Source organism: Rhodococcus sp. NPDC003382, from assembly GCF_053589135.1.
This window is the reverse complement of sequence record NZ_JBSFRH010000034.1, coordinates 1-16,756: the sequence shown is the minus strand read 5'-3', so window position 1 is coordinate 16,756 and position 16,756 is coordinate 1. Positions and strand designations below refer to the sequence as shown.

Here is a 16,756-nt window from a genome sequence, read left to right as displayed (position 1 = left end):
CTCGCAGTACCGTGACGCTGCCCGCGGTTTCACTGCGAGAGGAGATGTTCGTGAACGACATCGGCCACTTCGACGAATCGGTCGAGCTCGCCTGGGCCAGATTCCGGACCCAGATGGCCAGGAGCATCGCCGAACTGCCCCTCGGCGACGGTCTGGAGCTACGCGCGGACACGGCGCTGACACCGGCCGCGGGGGTGCGGATCGAGAACCGCCCCGGTCTCGGGGTCGGCGCCCGCATCCTCGCCCCGCCGTGGGAGTGCGGGTCGTCCGCGCCGCGACGGTGCCCGCCCGACACGCCGTCGACGATCGGCGACCCAGATGCCGTCGCGTCCTGGGTGGTGGGCGTGCTGCGCGACCGGTGGGACGTCGTCGAGCCGGCGTTCGTGCAGGTCGGGCCGTATCCGGGTGTCGACGGCGGGCAGTGGTACGACGAGCTGCGCGGCCGCGTGGGCGACGCGCTCGCCCACGTGCTGGGCCGGCCCGCCAGCATCGACGCCGACGGCGACTTCGTGCTGGTGCTCGACTCGCAGGTGATCTTCGTGATCGTCGACCGCACCGTTCCCGCGGTGCGGGTGTGGATCCCGCTGCTGCACCGGATCGCCGATCGGACCGGCGCCGCGCACTGGGTCGACGGGTTGCGCGGCGGGCCGGGCGTGCGCGCGCTGGTCGTCGAGGACCGGCTGGTCGGGACCGGGGAGATCCCGGCGGCGCCGTTCGACCCGGCCCACCTGGAGGAGCGGATCGATGCGATGCGCCGGCTCATGCCTGCGGTGGCCCGGCAGGTCGCCACGAACTTCGGGGGCGTCCACTACACCGAGGACGATCGCCGGCCCGGCACACCGGACACGGCGTTGTTCGACGACTGGTACTGAGCAAACCGGTACCGGGCGCGGTCAGCGCCAGCTCGGCAGCCACAGCTGGTCGTGCCACTCGGCAACCGTGATCGGCAGCGCCGTCAGGATCGGCCACAACCACACGAAGTTCGCGACCACCAGACCCACGTACAGGCACACGACGAGCAGGCCCGTCGAGCGTCTTTCCCGCGACGCCCGGGCCGGGCCGAGCACGTCTCCGAGCACGAGCGCCACGCCCATCACCAGGAACGGCGCCAACGGCACCGCATAGAAGTAGTACATCTGCCGGTCGAGGGTCGCGAACCAGGGCAGCAGTGCCGCGCCGTAGCCGGTGAGCACGGCCGCCCACCGCCAGTCGCGTCGCACCACGATCTGCCACAGCCCCCACGCGACCATCGCCAGCGACACCCACCACAGGGCGGGCGTGCCGATCAGCATCACGGCCTTGACGCATTGTTCCTCGCCGCACCCGCGGATGCGGTCGCCCTCGGCGAAGTAGTACAGCATCGGCCGCAGGCCCATCGGCCACGTCCACGGCTTCGACTCCCACGGATGGTGGTTGCCCGCCGAATTGGTCAGTCCGGAGTGGAACTCGAGCACGTTCGCGCTGTAGTACCACAGCGACCGCAGCGAATCCGGCACGAACGAGAACGGGCCGTCGGTGCCGATCTTCGTGCCCACCGCGTGCCGGTCCACCCCCGTTTCACTGGCGAACCACGCCCAGTAGCTCGCCAGATACACACCCAGCGGGATCAGCACCAGCGCGTACAGCGCCGGACCGATATCGCGCAGCGCGGTGCCCACCCACGGCCGCCGCACCCCGTAGGCGCGGCGCGCGGCGACGTCGAACGCCACCGACATCAACCCGAAGAACGCGATGAAATAGACCCCGGACCACTTGGTGCCGACGGCCAGGCCCAGCAGCACACCCGCGCCGAACCGCCACCAGCGGACCCCGAGCCGCGGACCCCAGGTACTGACCCCGATGCGGTCCTCCGCGGCCACCCGCGCCATGCGGGCACGCACGTCGTCGCGGTCCACGATCAGGCAACCGAACGCACCGACGACGAACATCGCCTGGAAGACGTCGAGCATCCCCATCCGGGACGAGACGAACGTGACCCCGTCGACGACGAGCAGCACCCCGGCGAGCGCGCCGAGCAGTGTCGACCGGGTCAGCCGCCGCACGATGCGCACCACCAGCAGCACCAGGATCGTGCCGGCGACCGCCGACGAGAACCGCCAGCCCCACCCGTTGTAACCGAACAGGGCCTCGCCGAGCGCGATGAGCTGTTTCCCGACCGGTGGATGCACCACCAGCCCGTAGCCGGGGTTGTCCTCGATCCAGCCGCCGGTGAGCACCTGCCAGCCCTGCGGCACGTAGTGCTTCTCGTCGAACACCGGCGTCTTCGCGTCGGTGGGGTAGTGGAGCATCGCGAACCGGGTGATCGCGGCGAGCGCGGTGACGAACAGGGTCACCACCCAGCCGCGGGCGCGGTCGGTGGGACCCGGATCGACCGGGGGCACCAGCGGCCCGGGACTCAGCAGGCGACGGTCGGGGGCCTCGGCGGGGCGCTCGTCCGTCACGGTCACGGTCCGATCGTAGGCTGATACGCATGCAGGCAGAGAACCCGGGACAAGGACGGCTCGTGCTGGCGGCCACGCCGATGGGCGACATCGGCGACGCCTCGAGCCGGCTCCGCGAAGCCCTCGCGACGGCCGACGTCGTCGCCGCCGAGGACACCCGCCGCACCCGGTCGCTCGCTGCGGCCCTCGGGGTGACCATCACCGGTCGCGTCGTCAGCTTCTACGACCAGGTGGAAGTCACGCGCGCCCCGGCGCTGATCGCGGACATCGAGTCGGGACTGACCGTGCTGCTGGTCACCGACGCGGGCATGCCGTCGGTCAGCGACCCCGGGTACCGGCTGGTGTCCGCGTGCGTCGCCGCGGATCTGCCCGTCACGTGCCTGCCCGGCCCGTCCGCGGTGACCACGGCGCTCGCACTGTCGGGGCTGCCCGTCGAACGGTTCTGCTTCGACGGTTTCCCGCCGCGCAAGTCCGGTCCGCGCCGCGCCTGGCTGCAGACGCTCGTGACGGAACCGCGCGCGGTGGTGTTCTTCGAAGCGCCGCACCGGCTGGCGGCGTGCCTGGCCGACGCGGTCGCGGTGCTGGGCGGCGACCGCCGCGCCGCGGTGTGCCGGGAGCTGACCAAGACCTACGAGGAGGTGCGGCGCGGCACACTCGCCGAGCTCGCGGACTGGGCCGTCGACGGTGCCCGCGGCGAGATCACCGTGGTGCTCGAAGGGGCATCGCAGCAGGTCGCCGACCCCGCCGATCTCGTCGAGGAGGTCGAACGCCTCGTGGCGAGCGGGATGCGCCTGAAGGACGCGTGCGGGCAGGCCGCGACCGCCGGTGTCTCGAAGCGCGAGCTGTACGACGCGGTACTCGCCTCACGGCAGGAATGAACCCGTCCGTAGACTCGTCGCAGTGAGTGCTCCACCCGAACCCCTGTCGACCGACGAACCGCATCTTTCGCGGCAGCTGTCCAACCGGCACATCCAGCTCATCGCGATCGGTGGTGCCATCGGAACCGGACTGTTCATGGGGTCGGGCAAGACGATCTCCCTGGCCGGTCCGTCGGTGATCTTCGTGTACATGATCATCGGGTTCATGCTGTTCTTCGTCATGCGGGCGATGGGCGAACTGTTGCTGTCGAACCTGCACTACAAGTCGTTCGCGGACTTCGCGGCCGACCTGCTGGGGCCGTGGGCCGGGTTCTTCACGGGCTGGACGTACTGGTTCTGCTGGATCGTCACCGGCATCGCCGACATCGTCGCGATCTCCGGTTACGTGCGTTATTGGTGGTCGGACGTGCCGCTGTGGATTCCCGCCCTGGCGGCGATCCTGGCGTTGCTGCTGCTGAACCTGCCGACCGTGCGAGCCTTCGGCGAGACCGAGTTCTGGTTCGCCCTCATCAAGATCGTCGCGATCGTCAGTCTCATCGTGGTCGGCCTGGTCATGATCATCGGCGGCTTCACGGCCCCCAACGGTGCGACCGCCGGTTTCGACAACCTGTGGAACGACGGTGGGTTCTTCCCGACCGGCCCGATGGGGTTCGTCGCCGGTTTCCAGATCGCGGTGTTCGCGTTCGTCGGGATCGAGCTGGTCGGTACCACCGCCGCCGAGGCCAAGGACCCGGAGAAGAACCTCCCGAAGGCGATCAACTCGATCCCGATCCGCGTGCTGTTGTTCTATGTCGCCGCGCTGGTCGTCATCATGGCGGTGACGCCGTGGCGGGAGATCGAGGCCGGTCGCAGCCCGTTCGTGGCGATGTTCACCCTCGCCGGTCTCGGTATCGCCGCGTCGGTCATCAACTTCGTCGTGCTCACGTCGGCGGCGTCGTCCGCGAACTCGGGCATCTACTCGACGTCGCGGATGGTGTACGGGCTCGCGCAGGAGGGTGACGCGCCGGCGGCGCTGGGCAGACTCAACCGGCGCCGGGTCCCGGCGAACGCGCTGATGTTCTCGTGCCTGTTCCTGCTGTCCGCGATCGTGCTGCTGTTCGCCGGTGACTCGGTCATCGAGGCGTTCACCCTCGTCACGACGATCTCGGCGCTGCTGTTCATGTTCGTGTGGTCGATCATCCTGGCGAGCTACCTGCGGTACCGGAAGCGCCGTCCGGACCTGCACGCGGCGTCGACGTTCAAGATGCCCGGCGGTGTGCCGATGGTGTGGGTCGTCTACGCCTTCTTCGCGTTCATCGTCTGGGCGCTCACCCAGGAGACGGACACCCGCGAGGCGCTGATGGTGACCCCGATCTGGTTCGTGGTGCTGGCGGTCGCGTGGGCGCTGATCCGTCGTCGTCCGGAGCATCGGGCCCGGTACGCCGCGTTCCGCAAGGACCTGGAGGACGAGGCCGCGGCCGAACACGCGGCGCGCGACTGAGCGGCGCCGCCGCATCGCCGAGCGGGACCGCGTACCCCTTTCGCTCGGGCGCAGTGAGGTGTGGAATTGAATTACCACACAACGGACTCCGGAGGCGTCTATGGGTGATCCGCTTCCTTCGCGATCCTCCTGATCGCTGAGCAATCTTCCCCGTCCAACGACCGATACGGCGCACAAGGGCGCGGTCCTGTGCGTCGGCCAGGGAGATGAGAACGATGTCGACATCTGCACACGATGCGATGCGCACCCACCCGGACATTCTCGAAATGCGCGCGCGCTACGACATGGCGGCCGAACAGCCCCCGGCGCAGGTGGCCGACGGACTGCTGATGATCGCCGGTCTCTACGCGGCGTGCTCCGCCTGGATCGTCGGCTTCAGCGGCGAGATGAACCTGACGATGAGCAACCTGTTCACCGGCCTCGCGGTCGCCCTGCTGGCAGTCGCATTCGGCTCGGCGCTCGCCCGCACCCACGGGATGACGTTCGTGGCACCGTTGCTCGGGGTCTGGCTGATCGTCTCCCCGTGGGTGGTCGCCGGCGTGACCACCACCACCGGGATGATCTGGTCCAACGTCGTCTGCGGCATCGTGGTCTGCCTGCTGGGTCTCGCGACCGCCGCGATGGGAACCGATCTCATGGGGCGCTCGCGTCGCATGACACCGACGCGCTGACCCGGATGCCCGGGTCTGTGTAAGGAGCCGAACCGGCTCCGAGACCCTCGTGTGCACCCCGCCCGGCAAAGGGCGGGGTGGCGCAGTTCTGCGCGCCTAGGCGAGCGCGAGTATCAGTACCACCGACGCAGCGACCGTACCTGCTACGACGAACGACGGGGGCACCCAGCCGGAAATCCGGTCGACGATTCTGATCATGGTCACCCTCAGGACCCGATCCACCGCTTCCCCACGCCGACAGGAACTACCCCTCGAACTTCAATTCCCACCGGCGTGGGGCCACGCTGGTAGCGAGACCGTTCTCGCTTCGGTGACCACTCTTCCGCCGAAATGCGACCCGACCAACTACCGGACCCTGCGGAACGGATATCATCCCAGGTCACAGTGGGTGAGGAAATTTTCCGCAGCGGAGTTTTCCTGGAATCCCAGGGGAATCTCCGACGAACCGGAAGGTGCGGAAGCGGATGGCAGAGGACGACGGCCGCGACGAACCCGACCCTCGGCAGTTCTTCGCGGACCAGTTGCGCATGCTCTTCGCCGCCGCGGGCCGGCCGCCCCTGAAGAAGGTAGAAACGGAATCCGCGGCCCTCGCCCGGGCCATGGGCAGCGACCGCACGGTGTCCGTGCAGCGGCTCAGCGACTGGCGTTCCGGGAAGCGTCTGCCCGCCAGCTTCGAGACCGTGCGTCCCGTGCTCGTCGCACTCGTCCGGGCGGCCCGCGCCCTGAACCCCGAACCGCCCACCCCCGGCCTCTACTCGCTGAAGCAGTGGCAGAACTGGTGGGACTGTGCCCGCGGAACGTCGTCGGGACCGGGCCGGACGGCCGAAACACCCGAGCCTGCACCGGTGCCCCAGGCCGGAGTGCGCCCGTACCGGGGACTGTCCGCGTACCGGGAGAAGGATGCGTGGCTGTTCTTCGGCCGCGCCGAGAGCGTGCGCACACTCGCCGACATCACCGTCGCGGCGCACGGGCACGGACCGGTGATCGTGACCGGGGCATCCGGCGTCGGCAAGTCGTCGCTCGTGCAGGCGGGGCTGATCCCGGAACTGTGCGGGGACGGTGACCAGCGCCCCGTCGTGCTCACCCCGGGGCGACACCCGCTCGGCCGTCTCGCCGAGGCGATCCCCGAACTCGCCGACCCCGCCGCGCAGCGTGCCGACGCCGTCGCCGTCCAGCGGGCGATCCGGGCGGCGGCCACCCGCATGGGGTGTTCGTCGCTGCTGATCGTCGTCGACCAGATCGAGGAACTGTTCACCCAGTGCGACGACCGCGACGAACGCTCCCAGTTTCTCGGGGTCCTCGAACGGGCCTCGACCACCGTCGAGCACGAGGACGCCCCGGCTACCGTCGTGGCGACGATGCGCTCGGACTTCTACGAGCAGGCGGTGTCCTATCCGGTTCTGGCCCGCGCGCTCGAACGCCGCACCAAGACGGTGCGACCGCTGCGCCGCGAGAACCTCGAGGAGGTGATCACCGAACCGGCCAAGCTCGTCGGGGTCAAACTCGAATCCGGCCTGGCCGATCTCATCCTCAACGACCTCGGAGTGCTCACCGGGGGTGAGCTCAGCGGCACGGAACTGCCGTTGCTGTCGCACCTGCTCGACACCATGTGGGATCGCCGCCGGGGCGGGAACCTCACCGTCGCCGGCTACCGCGCGACCGGAGGGGTGCGCGGTTCGATCGCCGCGAGCGCCGAGCGCGCATGGGAGGAGCTCGACGATCGAGGCAGGCAGCTGGCCCGGGAGATGCTGGTGCACCTGGTGTACGTCACCAACACCGGCACCGACGTGAAGATCGCCCGGCCGCTCGCCCAGCTGCTCGCTCTCGGCGACCGCGCCACCGCGAGCCGCGTCCTCGACCATTTCGTGTCCGCCCGCGTGGTCGTCGTCGATGCGGGACATGCCGAGCTGATCCACGACGCCGTGATCGAGGCGTGGCCGCGCCTGAAGTCCTGGATTCAGGAGGACCGCTCGTCGGCGGCACTGCGTCAGCAGCTCGAGGCGGACGCCGCGAACTGGGTGGAGACCGGCCGCAACAAGAGCATGCTCTACCAGCGCGGACGCATGGATCTGGTCCGTGAGCAGGACGCGCGGCTGACCCGCGTCGGCAACGGCCGAGGGGAAGTGGGCTCGGCCCTGAGCCCCACCGCCGTCGATTTCCTCGCCGCCTCCCGGCGGGAGATCGAACGGGCCGCGCGGTGGCGGCGGATGGTTCTCGCCGGTCTCGCGATCTCGACGATCGTCTCGTTCGTCACGGGCACGCTGGCGTGGACGGCGAAGAACCGGGCCGAAGAGGAACGCAGCGCCGCCGAGTTCCAGCAGATCATCGCGCTCGCCGACGCCATGCGCGACGACGATCCGACGACATCGGCGGACCTGTCGCTGGTCGCGGCCCATCTGCAGCCCGACAGCGATGTCGCTTATTCCCGACTCGTCGCCACCCAGGGGACCCCGCTCGCGCGGACCCTGGACGGGCACACCGGACCCGTGTACGGGGTGGCGGTCTCATCGGACGGAGCCACCCTCGCCTCGGCCAGCGACGACGGTTCCGTCCGGTTGTGGGACCTGTCCGACCGCGCCGACCCGAAACCGATCGGGGAGCCGCTGACCGCGCTGCCCGACTACATGGCGTCGGTGTCGTTCAGTCCCGACGGCCGGCGCCTCGCCGCCGGTGGTGGCGACGGCAGCGTGTGGATCTGGGATGTCACCGACCGCGCCCGTCCGGTCCTGCTGCTCGAACACCACGGGCCCGAGGGCCTCGCCGTGCACAACGTGCGGTACTCGCCGACCGGCCGGCTGCTGGCGGTACCGTACGACGACGGCACCGTCGCGCTCATCGACACGACCACCCCGGATTTCCCGGTGACCGTGCTGAACGCCCACGACGGCGCCGTGCGCACCGCGGTCTTCCGGACCGACGGCTCGGTCCTCGCGACCACCAGCGACGACCGCAGCGTGCGGCTGTGGGACGTCAGCGACCCGACCGACCCCACTCCGATCGGAGCGCCGCTCACCGGGTTCGGCGACGTCGCGCACTCGGCGGACTTCGACCCCACCGGCACGAGACTTGTCGTGAGCAGCGACGACGGCATGCTCCACCTGTTCGACACCACCGTCGTCGCGGCGCCGCGACTGCTGGGCGCCCCGACCCGCGCGCACACCGGGGGCGTGTGGAGGGTGACGTTCCTGCCCGACGGGCGCACGGTCGCGTCCGCGTCGTGGGACGGCACCGCGAAGTTGTGGTCCGTCGACCCGGTCGCCGGGATCGTCGACGAACTGAAACCGGGACTGACCGGCAACGGCGGCGGATTGCCCGTGTTGACCGTGACACCCGACGGCCGGACCGTCGTCACCGGCGGGCAGGATTCCAAGATCCGGATGTGGACGTTGCCGCGCGAACGCGTCGGTGTCGCCGATGCCGCCCTGACCCTGCCGTCCGTCGACCGGTCCGGCAGGCTCGCCGCGACCGGGGGCTACGACTCGGTGGTGAACCTGTGGCGCATCGACGACGGCGGCCGCTGGAGCCAGGCCACGGCGATCGACCTGCCGCGTCCGCTCGGCGGCGCGAACGTCGTCGCATTGTCACCGGCCGGGACGATCCTGGCGACCGCTCCCACCTCCGGGGGCAGTGTCCGCCTGTGGGACGTGGCCGACCCGGAACGCCCGCGGCCGCTCGGCGAACCCGTCCGGCTCGGTACCCGGTTCACTTCGGAGCTGGCGTTCACCCCGGACGGCAGGACGCTGGTAACCGGCGCGGACGACCAGTCGGTGACCCTGTGGAATGTGACCGATCCGGTGCGTCCGGTGCCGCGCGGCGCTCCGTTGACCGGTCCGACGAACCTCGTGCGCAGCGCCGCGGTGAGCCCGGACGGCCGCAGCCTCGTCGTCGCGAGCGCGGACGGAGAGATCTACGCGTGGGACATCGCGGACCCGGACCGGCCGGTCGCGGTGCCGGTGACCGGTGGGCACACGGCCGGTGTCAACGGCGTGGCGTTCGGTGCGGACGGTTCGGTGCTGGCGACCGGCGGCGACGACCACACGGTGATCATCTGGGACCGCGGCGACGACGGCGGTTTCACCGCGCGGAGCACACCGCTGCGGGGACACACCGGGACCGTCTATTCGGTGTCGGTGGCACCCGGCGGTGGCGTGGTGGCCAGCGGCAGCGACGACGGCACCGTCCGGTTGTGGGACGTGGCGGCTCCGCGGGCGATGCACGCGATGGGCGGTCCGATCACCGACACCGGCGTCGGCCGCTGGCAGGTGCGGTTCCTGCCGGACGGCACGGTCGCCGCGGCGGGTGGCGACGGCGTGATCCGGACGTGGGGTCTCGACGCGGACGAGATCACCGACCGCATCTGTTCGTCGACCACCGGAGAGATCAGCGCAGTGTTCCTGCAGTTCGAGCTGCCCGGGGGACTGGACGTGTGCGGGGACTGAGCTGCAGGATGCTCGCGGCCTTGTCGAGGCATTCCTGCCATTCGGCGTCCGGATCGGAATCGATGGTGATGCCGCCGCCGACGCCGAGCGCGCACTCGTTCCCGGCGAATTCGACGGTGCGGATGGCGACGTTCAGTTCGAGCCCGGCGACGGGACTCGCCATGCCGACGGTGCCGCAGTACACGCCGCGGGGCAGCTCTTCCCAGTCCTGCAGCAGGTCTCGCGCCCGGAGCTTGGGGCATCCGGTTACCGACGCGGGCGGGAAAGCGGCGTCGAGCAGCGCGTCGGCGGTGACGTCCGGCCCGAGAGTCGCAGCGACGGTCGACACCAGATGCCACACGCCGGGTGCCGGATGCACGCCGAGCAGGTCGGTGACGGTGACGGTGCCGGTCTCGGCGACCCGGCCGAGGTCGTTGCGCACCAGGTCGACGATCATCACGTTCTCGGCGACGTCCTTGACGGAGGCTCGTAGGTCGGCGGGGTCGCGGTGCAACGGGAGCGTGCCCTTGATGGGGGAGGACTCGACGCGGTCGCCGTGGCAGGCCAGGAACAGTTCGGGTGACAGGGACGCCACCGCGCCCCACGGTCCTTGCAGGTAGGCGGCCCGATTCGGGCGGGTGGTCTCGACGGCGTCGGCGAAGAACGCGAGCGGGTTCCCTGACCAGGTGCCGGTGAAGCGGGTGCACACGCACGCCTGGTACACCTCCCCGGCCCGGATCGCGTCGAGGCACTGTTCGACGCCGTGCCGGTGCGTCGCCCGGTCCGGTGGGGTCCAGTCGATCCGCCAGTCCGGCACCGTAGGATCCGGATCGTGCACGGCGGCGGCCAGATCCGGTGGGCACGGCTCGTCCGTCAGCGTTTCGTACCACCAGCAGCCGGAGTCGTCGAGCCGCAGCACGACGTCGGTCCACCCGCCCGCCGCGACCGGCAGTGCCGGGGTCGTCGGGACCCGGTCCGGATACGCGAGATAACCGATCCATCCGCCCCCGATCAGCGGCCCGTCTTCCCGGGCGATCCGACCGGTCGTCCGATCCGCCCGGGTGAAGGTGCCCCGGACCGGGGCGGGGGAGGTGGCGAGACTGGGCGCGATCACGGCGGCGGCGCCGAACCACAAGCCGGTCAGCGCAGCGGGCGGGGCGATTCCGAGGTCGCGGGCGCGGACGCCGAGCGCTCGGAGCACTCGTGCGGGGCTGCCTCCGTTGCCCAGTCGCTCCATCCGCATGGTCCCAGCTTTCCACGGGTACGCACCGCTGCCGAAACCGCGGGACTCGGTAGGGTCTTGATCCGTGTCTGCTGAATCGGGGGTGGCCGACCTTGTGACCGGGGCCGGCAAGGTGCTGCGGGCCTACGGCCGCAACGCACTTGCCGACCGTGCCGAACGCAAGCTGTCGGGCGAAGGGCGTACGCGATCGGTCGTGGTGGTCGGCGAGATCAAACGGGGAAAGAGCATGCTGGTCAACGCGTTGATCGGCCGCGACGGCATCACGGTGGACGACGTGGAGAACGCCACCGCCGTGTCCATCCGGTTCGTGCCGGCCGACGCCGAGAACCCGGAGGGCACAGCGGAACTGGTGTTCCCGGACGGCAACCGGCGGATCCCGCACGCCGAGCTCGCCGACTGGACGACCACGGGCGGGCGGTACGTCACCGATCCGGCGGTCGAGGCGCTGCCGGTCGCCGCGGTGGTGCCCGTCGCATCGCGGCGGCTCGAGACCGCCACCATCGTCGACACTCCCGGCGTCGGCGGCCTCGACCCCCGGCATGCGGGACTGGCCCGCCAGTCCGCCGATCAGGCCGCCGTGCTCGTGATGGTGTGCGACGCCTCGACCACCATCACCGAACCGGAGATGCAGTTCCTGCGCGAGAGCGCCGCCGGCGTCGAGAACGTCGTGGTCGCCGTCACCAAGACGGACAAGGCCACCACCCGCTGGGCGGATATCGTCGCCGAGAACCGGCGCTCGATCGCGAAGCACGTCGGCCGCGACATCCCGGTCGTGCCCGTCTCGAGCGTCCGCGCGCTCGCCGCGCAGGACGCCGGGCTCCCCGACGCACTGCGCGACCGGGCGGTGACGTTCTCCGGGATTCCCGCGCTGTGGTCGGCCATCGAGAAGAGCCTCACCGCCGCGGAACAGTCACCGGCAACCGACGCCCTGCGCATCTGCCTCGAAGGACTGCGGGAGGTCGAACGCGCCATCGAGGACGAACTCGCCGTCGTCAGGGCGGGGGAGGCCGCGATCCCGGATCTGAGCGCCGAACTCGAACGGCTCCGCAACCTCAAGGACGAGGCGCAGCACTGGGAGCAGCATCTGCAGCGCGACCTCACGCTGGCCCGGCAGCAGGCCGCGACCCGGCTCGACGAACACCTCACCCGGGTCCGCGAGGACTGGACCACCCGCATCAACAAGTCGTCGATGGAGGTGCTGCGCAAGTCGCCGCAGGTGTTCACCGCCCGCATCCAGACCGACCTGCTCGAGGCGATGGCCATGACCGCAGAAGGGTTCCTCACCGACCTCGAGCGGATCACCACCGAACTGTTCGACAGCACCGAGGAGTGGGAACGCATCCGCGAGATCGCGGTCGCGTCGATGCGCACCGACCCCCTCGTCACCAACGAGGTCACCTCGAAACGCCAGGGTCTGCTCGATCCGAGCGTCCTGTCGATGGGCATGATCGGCACCACCATGCTCGGTGCGGTGATCGGCGTCGGCGCGGTCGCCGGTGTGGTGTGGGTGGCCGTCAACCTCGGATTCCGGGCGATGCGGGCCGGCAAGACGAACCTGCTCACCTGGCTGCGGGAGACGATCGCGACCGCCCGGACCGCCACGACCCGCATGCTCGATGCGACGCTCGCCACGACCCGCCCCGAGATCGTGCTCGGCCGTCGCCGCAACCTCCAGGAGCGGATCACCGTGCTGCAGAAGCAGATCGAGGAGGCGAAGCGGTCCGCGCAGGCCGACGCCGCCGCGCGCGAGGCGAATGTCACCCGGTTGGAGAAGAACCTGCGCATCACGCGCGGGAAGATCACGCCCATCGAGGCTGCGCTCGGTGCCCCGTCGACCACGGCGGTCCCGGCATGAACGCGCCGGTCACCGACGCCACCGACCCGATCCACCACCGCATCGACGCCGCGCTGCACCGGCTCGCGTCGTTCGGCGGTGATCTCGTCGGGCACGCCGACCGGATCGGCGCGATCCTGTGGTCGCCGCCGCGCATCGTCGTCGTGGGCCGGCTCAAGGCCGGCAAGTCCACGCTGGTCAACGCGCTGATCGGGGCGCCGGTCGCCGAGACCGCGGCGCTCGAGGCCACCAGCGTCGTCACCGTGTACGAGAACGGTGCGCCCTCCCGCGCGGAGGTCGTGAAGCTCGACGGATCCCGCCGGCCGGTGCGGCTGACCTTCGGCGCGACCGCCGACCTCGGCGTGCCCGAGACCGAGGTCGCCTACGTGCACCGGCACCTGCCGTCGCAGGCGCTGACGCGGATCACGCTCGTCGACACCCCGGGCCTGGCGACGCTGACCGTCGCGAACGCCGCGGCGACCGAACGCGCCCTCATCGACGGGTTCGAACAGACCCGCTCGGCGTCCGTCGACGCCGACGCCGCGGTGTTCCTGTTCGATTCGATGCCCCGCGCCGACGAGATCTCGTTCCTGCAGCGACTCGGGTTCACCCCGTTGAACACGCTCGGGGTGCTGTCCCGCGCCGACGGCTTCGGGCGTGGCGTGCTCGGCCACCGCGACCCGATCGGGCATGCCGTCGAGCACGCCGGGGTGCTGTCACGCCGGCTCGCGGACGTGGTCGGCGCGGTGGTTCCGGTGGCCGGCCTGCTCGCCCAGACCTCGCACACCGGTGCGTTCACCGAGAACGACGCCCGGGACCTGGCCGCCCTGGCGCCGTTCGCGCCGCTCGAGCTGTTCGATCTGCTCGACGTCGGCGACGGTGCGCTTCCCGTTCCCCGGGACCGCGTGTTCCGGCTCATCGACATGGTCGGGGAGTACGGGCTCGTGCACGGCCGCGGTCCGGCGCGCGGCGGCGCCCATCAGGTCAACCAGTGGCTGACCGCGGCCTCCGGCATCGATCCGCTGCGCGCGGTGCTCGACCGGTCCCTGCGGCGTTTCGCGGTCCTGCACCGTGCCGGGCGGATCGTCGCCGAACTCGACGCGCTGGCGTACACCCATCCTGCCCGGGACGGTATCCGGCAGATCGTCTCCGAGCTGAAGTCCGATCCGGCGCTGGTCCAGGTGGGTCTGCTGCGGTCGTTGCGGTCCCTGCTGGAGACCGACCCGTCCGCGCCCGCGGTGACGGAGCTGACGCAGCTGCTGCGCGGCGCCACCGTCGCCGAGGCCCTCGGCGCCGATCCGTTGGCCCCGCCGGAGCAGCTGCGGGCGATCGCGCAGGAACGCCTCGTGTCGGTGCAGACGCAGAGTCTGAGCACCCGATCGGCGGCCGAGGACGCGGCGCTGGTGTCGCTCACCCAGGCCTACACGTCGATCGTCCGGTCCTGGAACTGACGGTGTGAACGGGCGGCCCGGCCCTCAGGCGAGGTCCGGGTCGCCGGGGTAGCCCGGCTCGGGGTGGGCGTAGGGCTCGTCGGGGTCGCCGGTGGCGGCGTCGTCGAGTGCGGTGTCCTCGGGGTCGAATGTCGATTCGTGGTGACCCTGCAGGTCCGGCACATCCTCGTCGGCGTCGAGGTCGACGTCGACCACCGCCGGATCGATGTCGAGATCGTCCGGATCGTCGGCCGGGATCAGATCGGCGCCGACGGGCGGGGTGTCCGGGTCGGTCGCGATCCGCACGGCACGATCCCATGCGTCGTCGGGCAGCGGGGAGACGGTCGCCTGCGGATCGAGGCCGAGGAGGTCCCACAGCGACGGCTCCCGGTCGTTCGTCATCGTCACCACGTCCTCCGATTCCCGACTCGCCCATGTGCAGGTGCAGTTGCACGCACACCGACGACGTTAGCGCGCGCCGAGCCCGGGCGGCGTACACCTGCCGAACCCGGCGCTGCCGCGGGCGTCGTCGGAGTCGATGCGCCGGGTGAGTGCCGGGGCAGCGGGCTCAGGGCTCGAGTGCGTCCGCGTCGAGCATCGACGGTGCCAGCTTCTCGACGAGTTGCGCCCGTGCCCGGTTGATCCGGCTCTTCACGGTCTGGACCGGGATGCCCTGATGCTCCGCTATCTCCGCGTAGCTCATGTCGGCGTACTCGCGCAGCACGATGGCGACGCGGAACTGCTCGGGCAGCGCTGCCAGGGCCTGCCGGACCATGTCCGTATCGGCGATGCTGTCGGCGACGGATCGTCCCGTGTGCTCGCCGTTGTCGATTTCGTCCTCGGGGGTTTCGCGGCGTTTGCGCACGATCGCCAGCGACGCGTTGGTGGCGATGCGGTACAGCCAGGTTCCGAAACGGGCGGTGCCCCGGAACGAGGCGAGGTTCTGCCATGCCGCGGTCAGAGTGTCCTGCAGGGCGTCCTCGGCGTCGTGCCGGTGACCGGTGATCTGCAGGCACACCGCCCAGGTCTGGTCGCGTGACCGTGCGACGAGTTCGGCGAAGGCAGCCTGGTCCCCTGCCCGGCTCCGCTCGATCAATTCCGCTTCACTCATGACGGCCCCCTCCGTAACTTTCCGGGTGTAACTTACTGGACGGTTCGCGTCTTGTGCGGGGCCAGGTGCGCGGATCGCGCGAATCTCCCGCCCGATCGGCTCGAATTCTGTGAGTTGCGACACAGCTTCGGCTGTTTTTCCTGCGCTGACCTGGGATTTCGTTGTGTGGTCCACGCCGCAGGAAATTTTCGGTGAACCGGCCGGGAACTTTCCGCCCTGCCGGCTGCTCCTATCCCCGATACCCGACGAGCGAAAGGCAGCACCGACATGGCAAACCGCGGATCCTTCTCCGACAGCACCAGCTCGAGCAACGCGAACCGCCAGGACTCGCAGTCCACTGCCGGCGCCAGCTCGGATTCCTCGTACGGCGACAACTCGTCGTACGACAACGACTCCTCCTACGGCTCGTCCTCGGCCGCTCAGGAAGGCTCGACCAGCTACGAGTCCTACGAGCGGTACGAGCGCTACGACTCGTCCGGCTCGTCCAGTTCGGACTCGTCCTACGGTTCCTCGGCGGCCTCCGGCGCGGATTCGTCGTACGGCCGCAACTCCTCCGCTTCCGATTCCTCCGACAGCGCGTCGTCGGCTTCCGCCTCGAACAGCAACGCCGTCAGCACGGGCTCCACCTCGACCGATGCCCTCGGTGCCGGTCAGCCGGTCGTCCTCGACGAGATCGTCAACGAGGACGGCAGCACCGTGCAGGTTCTCGACACCGACGGAGACGGGGTCGGCGACGCGGAGGTCATCGACCTCGACGGCGACGGCACCGTCGACATGATCAGCGCCGACACCGACGGCGACGGCTACATCGACGCCGCCGCGATCGACGTCGACGGCGACGGCACCTTCGACGAGGCGGTCTTCGATCTCGACGGCGACGGCGGAATCGATGCGACCGTGGATCTCGGCACCGGTGCCGTCGACTACGACGGCGACGGCGCCGCCGACGACTACATCGACACCAGCGCGTTCGATTCCGGTGCGTCCTCGGACGCGGACTACTCCGACCTGGCCTGACCGCCCTGATCGGGCTGTCGTCTCCGGCGCCGCCGGCACCTGCGGGCCCCGCGGGTACCGGCGGCGCCGCGTCCCATAGGCTGCCGCACGATTACGGCATCCGGCCCGAACCGGACATTCTCGAGGGGGAGAGCGCACGATGAGTTGGGTCCTGGCGGTCGACTTCGGCACCTCCAACACCTCCGCCGCACACCGCATCGGCCCGGACCGGGTCGAATCCCTGCCGCTGACCC

General features: G+C 70.3%; 12 protein-coding genes. 8 read left to right on the top strand and 4 right to left on the bottom strand.

What is annotated here, in order from left to right; translation table 11 throughout:
* The first annotated feature begins 50 nt into the window (after window positions 1-50).
* Entirely contained in the window at window positions 51-872 is an 822-nt protein-coding gene (locus tag ACWDUD_RS21295) for a T3SS (YopN, CesT) and YbjN peptide-binding chaperone 1 (protein ID WP_450110573.1), read from the top strand.
* 21 nt (window positions 873-893) lie between these two features.
* Here the strand turns inward: ACWDUD_RS21295 and ACWDUD_RS21290 are convergent, their stop codons facing one another.
* Window positions 894-2,447 (bottom strand): dolichyl-phosphate-mannose--protein mannosyltransferase, encoded by a 1,554-nt coding sequence (locus ACWDUD_RS21290; protein WP_197250014.1) that lies wholly within the window; start codon window positions 2,445-2,447, stop codon window positions 894-896.
* A 23-nt stretch (window positions 2,448-2,470) separates the two neighbouring features.
* On the opposite strand from ACWDUD_RS21290, the gene rsmI reads away from it, so the two are divergent.
* From rsmI to ACWDUD_RS21270, 4 genes are all read left to right on the top strand, one after another.
* Window positions 2,471-3,319 (top strand): 16S rRNA (cytidine(1402)-2'-O)-methyltransferase, encoded by an 849-nt coding sequence (gene rsmI / locus ACWDUD_RS21285; protein WP_197250015.1) that lies wholly within the window; start codon window positions 2,471-2,473, stop codon window positions 3,317-3,319.
* Window positions 3,320-3,341: 22 nt separating this feature from the next.
* Window positions 3,342-4,799: a D-serine/D-alanine/glycine transporter gene (gene cycA, locus ACWDUD_RS21280; RefSeq protein WP_450110572.1), complete on the top strand. Its 1,458-nt coding sequence runs from the start codon at window positions 3,342-3,344 to the stop codon at window positions 4,797-4,799.
* A gap of 215 nt (window positions 4,800-5,014) precedes the next feature.
* Entirely contained in the window at window positions 5,015-5,470 is a 456-nt protein-coding gene (locus ACWDUD_RS21275) for an SPW repeat protein (protein WP_450110571.1), read from the top strand.
* Between the two features lie 464 nt (window positions 5,471-5,934).
* A complete protein-coding gene (locus ACWDUD_RS21270; protein ID WP_450110570.1) occupies window positions 5,935-9,909 on the top strand; it encodes an nSTAND1 domain-containing NTPase in 3,975 nt (1,324 codons plus the stop codon).
* Here the strand turns inward: ACWDUD_RS21270 and ACWDUD_RS21265 are convergent.
* Window positions 9,851-11,131 (bottom strand): aminodeoxychorismate synthase component I, encoded by a 1,281-nt coding sequence (locus ACWDUD_RS21265; RefSeq protein ID WP_450110569.1) that lies wholly within the window; start codon window positions 11,129-11,131, stop codon window positions 9,851-9,853. The two genes, ACWDUD_RS21270 and ACWDUD_RS21265, sit on opposite strands and share 59 nt — an antisense overlap.
* A 64-nt stretch (window positions 11,132-11,195) precedes the next feature.
* Here ACWDUD_RS21265 and ACWDUD_RS21260 point away from each other — a divergent pair, with 64 nt between their 5' ends.
* Both ACWDUD_RS21260 and ACWDUD_RS21255 read left to right on the top strand, forming a co-directional pair.
* Window positions 11,196-12,986, top strand: coding sequence for a dynamin family protein (locus ACWDUD_RS21260; protein ID WP_450110568.1), 1,791 nt, complete (start codon window positions 11,196-11,198; stop codon window positions 12,984-12,986).
* The gene (locus tag ACWDUD_RS21255; protein ID WP_450110567.1) at window positions 12,983-14,416 is read left to right on the top strand and encodes a GTPase; all 1,434 of its coding nucleotides are present in this window, start codon (window positions 12,983-12,985) and stop codon (window positions 14,414-14,416) included. Before ACWDUD_RS21260 ends, ACWDUD_RS21255 begins: the two co-directional genes overlap by 4 nt.
* A 24-nt stretch (window positions 14,417-14,440) precedes the next feature.
* Here the strand turns inward: ACWDUD_RS21255 and ACWDUD_RS21250 are convergent, their stop codons facing one another.
* Together ACWDUD_RS21250 and ACWDUD_RS21245 are read right to left on the bottom strand one after the other, a co-directional pair.
* Window positions 14,441-14,797: a hypothetical protein gene (locus ACWDUD_RS21250; protein WP_450110566.1), complete on the bottom strand. Its 357-nt coding sequence runs from the start codon at window positions 14,795-14,797 to the stop codon at window positions 14,441-14,443.
* Between the two features lie 166 nt (window positions 14,798-14,963).
* The gene (locus ACWDUD_RS21245; RefSeq protein ID WP_420750894.1) at window positions 14,964-15,506 is read right to left on the bottom strand and encodes an RNA polymerase sigma factor; all 543 of its coding nucleotides are present in this window, start codon (window positions 15,504-15,506) and stop codon (window positions 14,964-14,966) included.
* Window positions 15,507-15,773: 267 nt separating this feature from the next.
* Here ACWDUD_RS21245 and ACWDUD_RS21240 point away from each other — a divergent pair, with 267 nt between their 5' ends.
* On the top strand, window positions 15,774-16,523 hold the full coding sequence (locus ACWDUD_RS21240) for a hypothetical protein (RefSeq protein ID WP_450110565.1): 750 nt from the start codon (window positions 15,774-15,776) through the stop codon (window positions 16,521-16,523).
* Window positions 16,524-16,756: the final 233 nt, after the last annotated feature.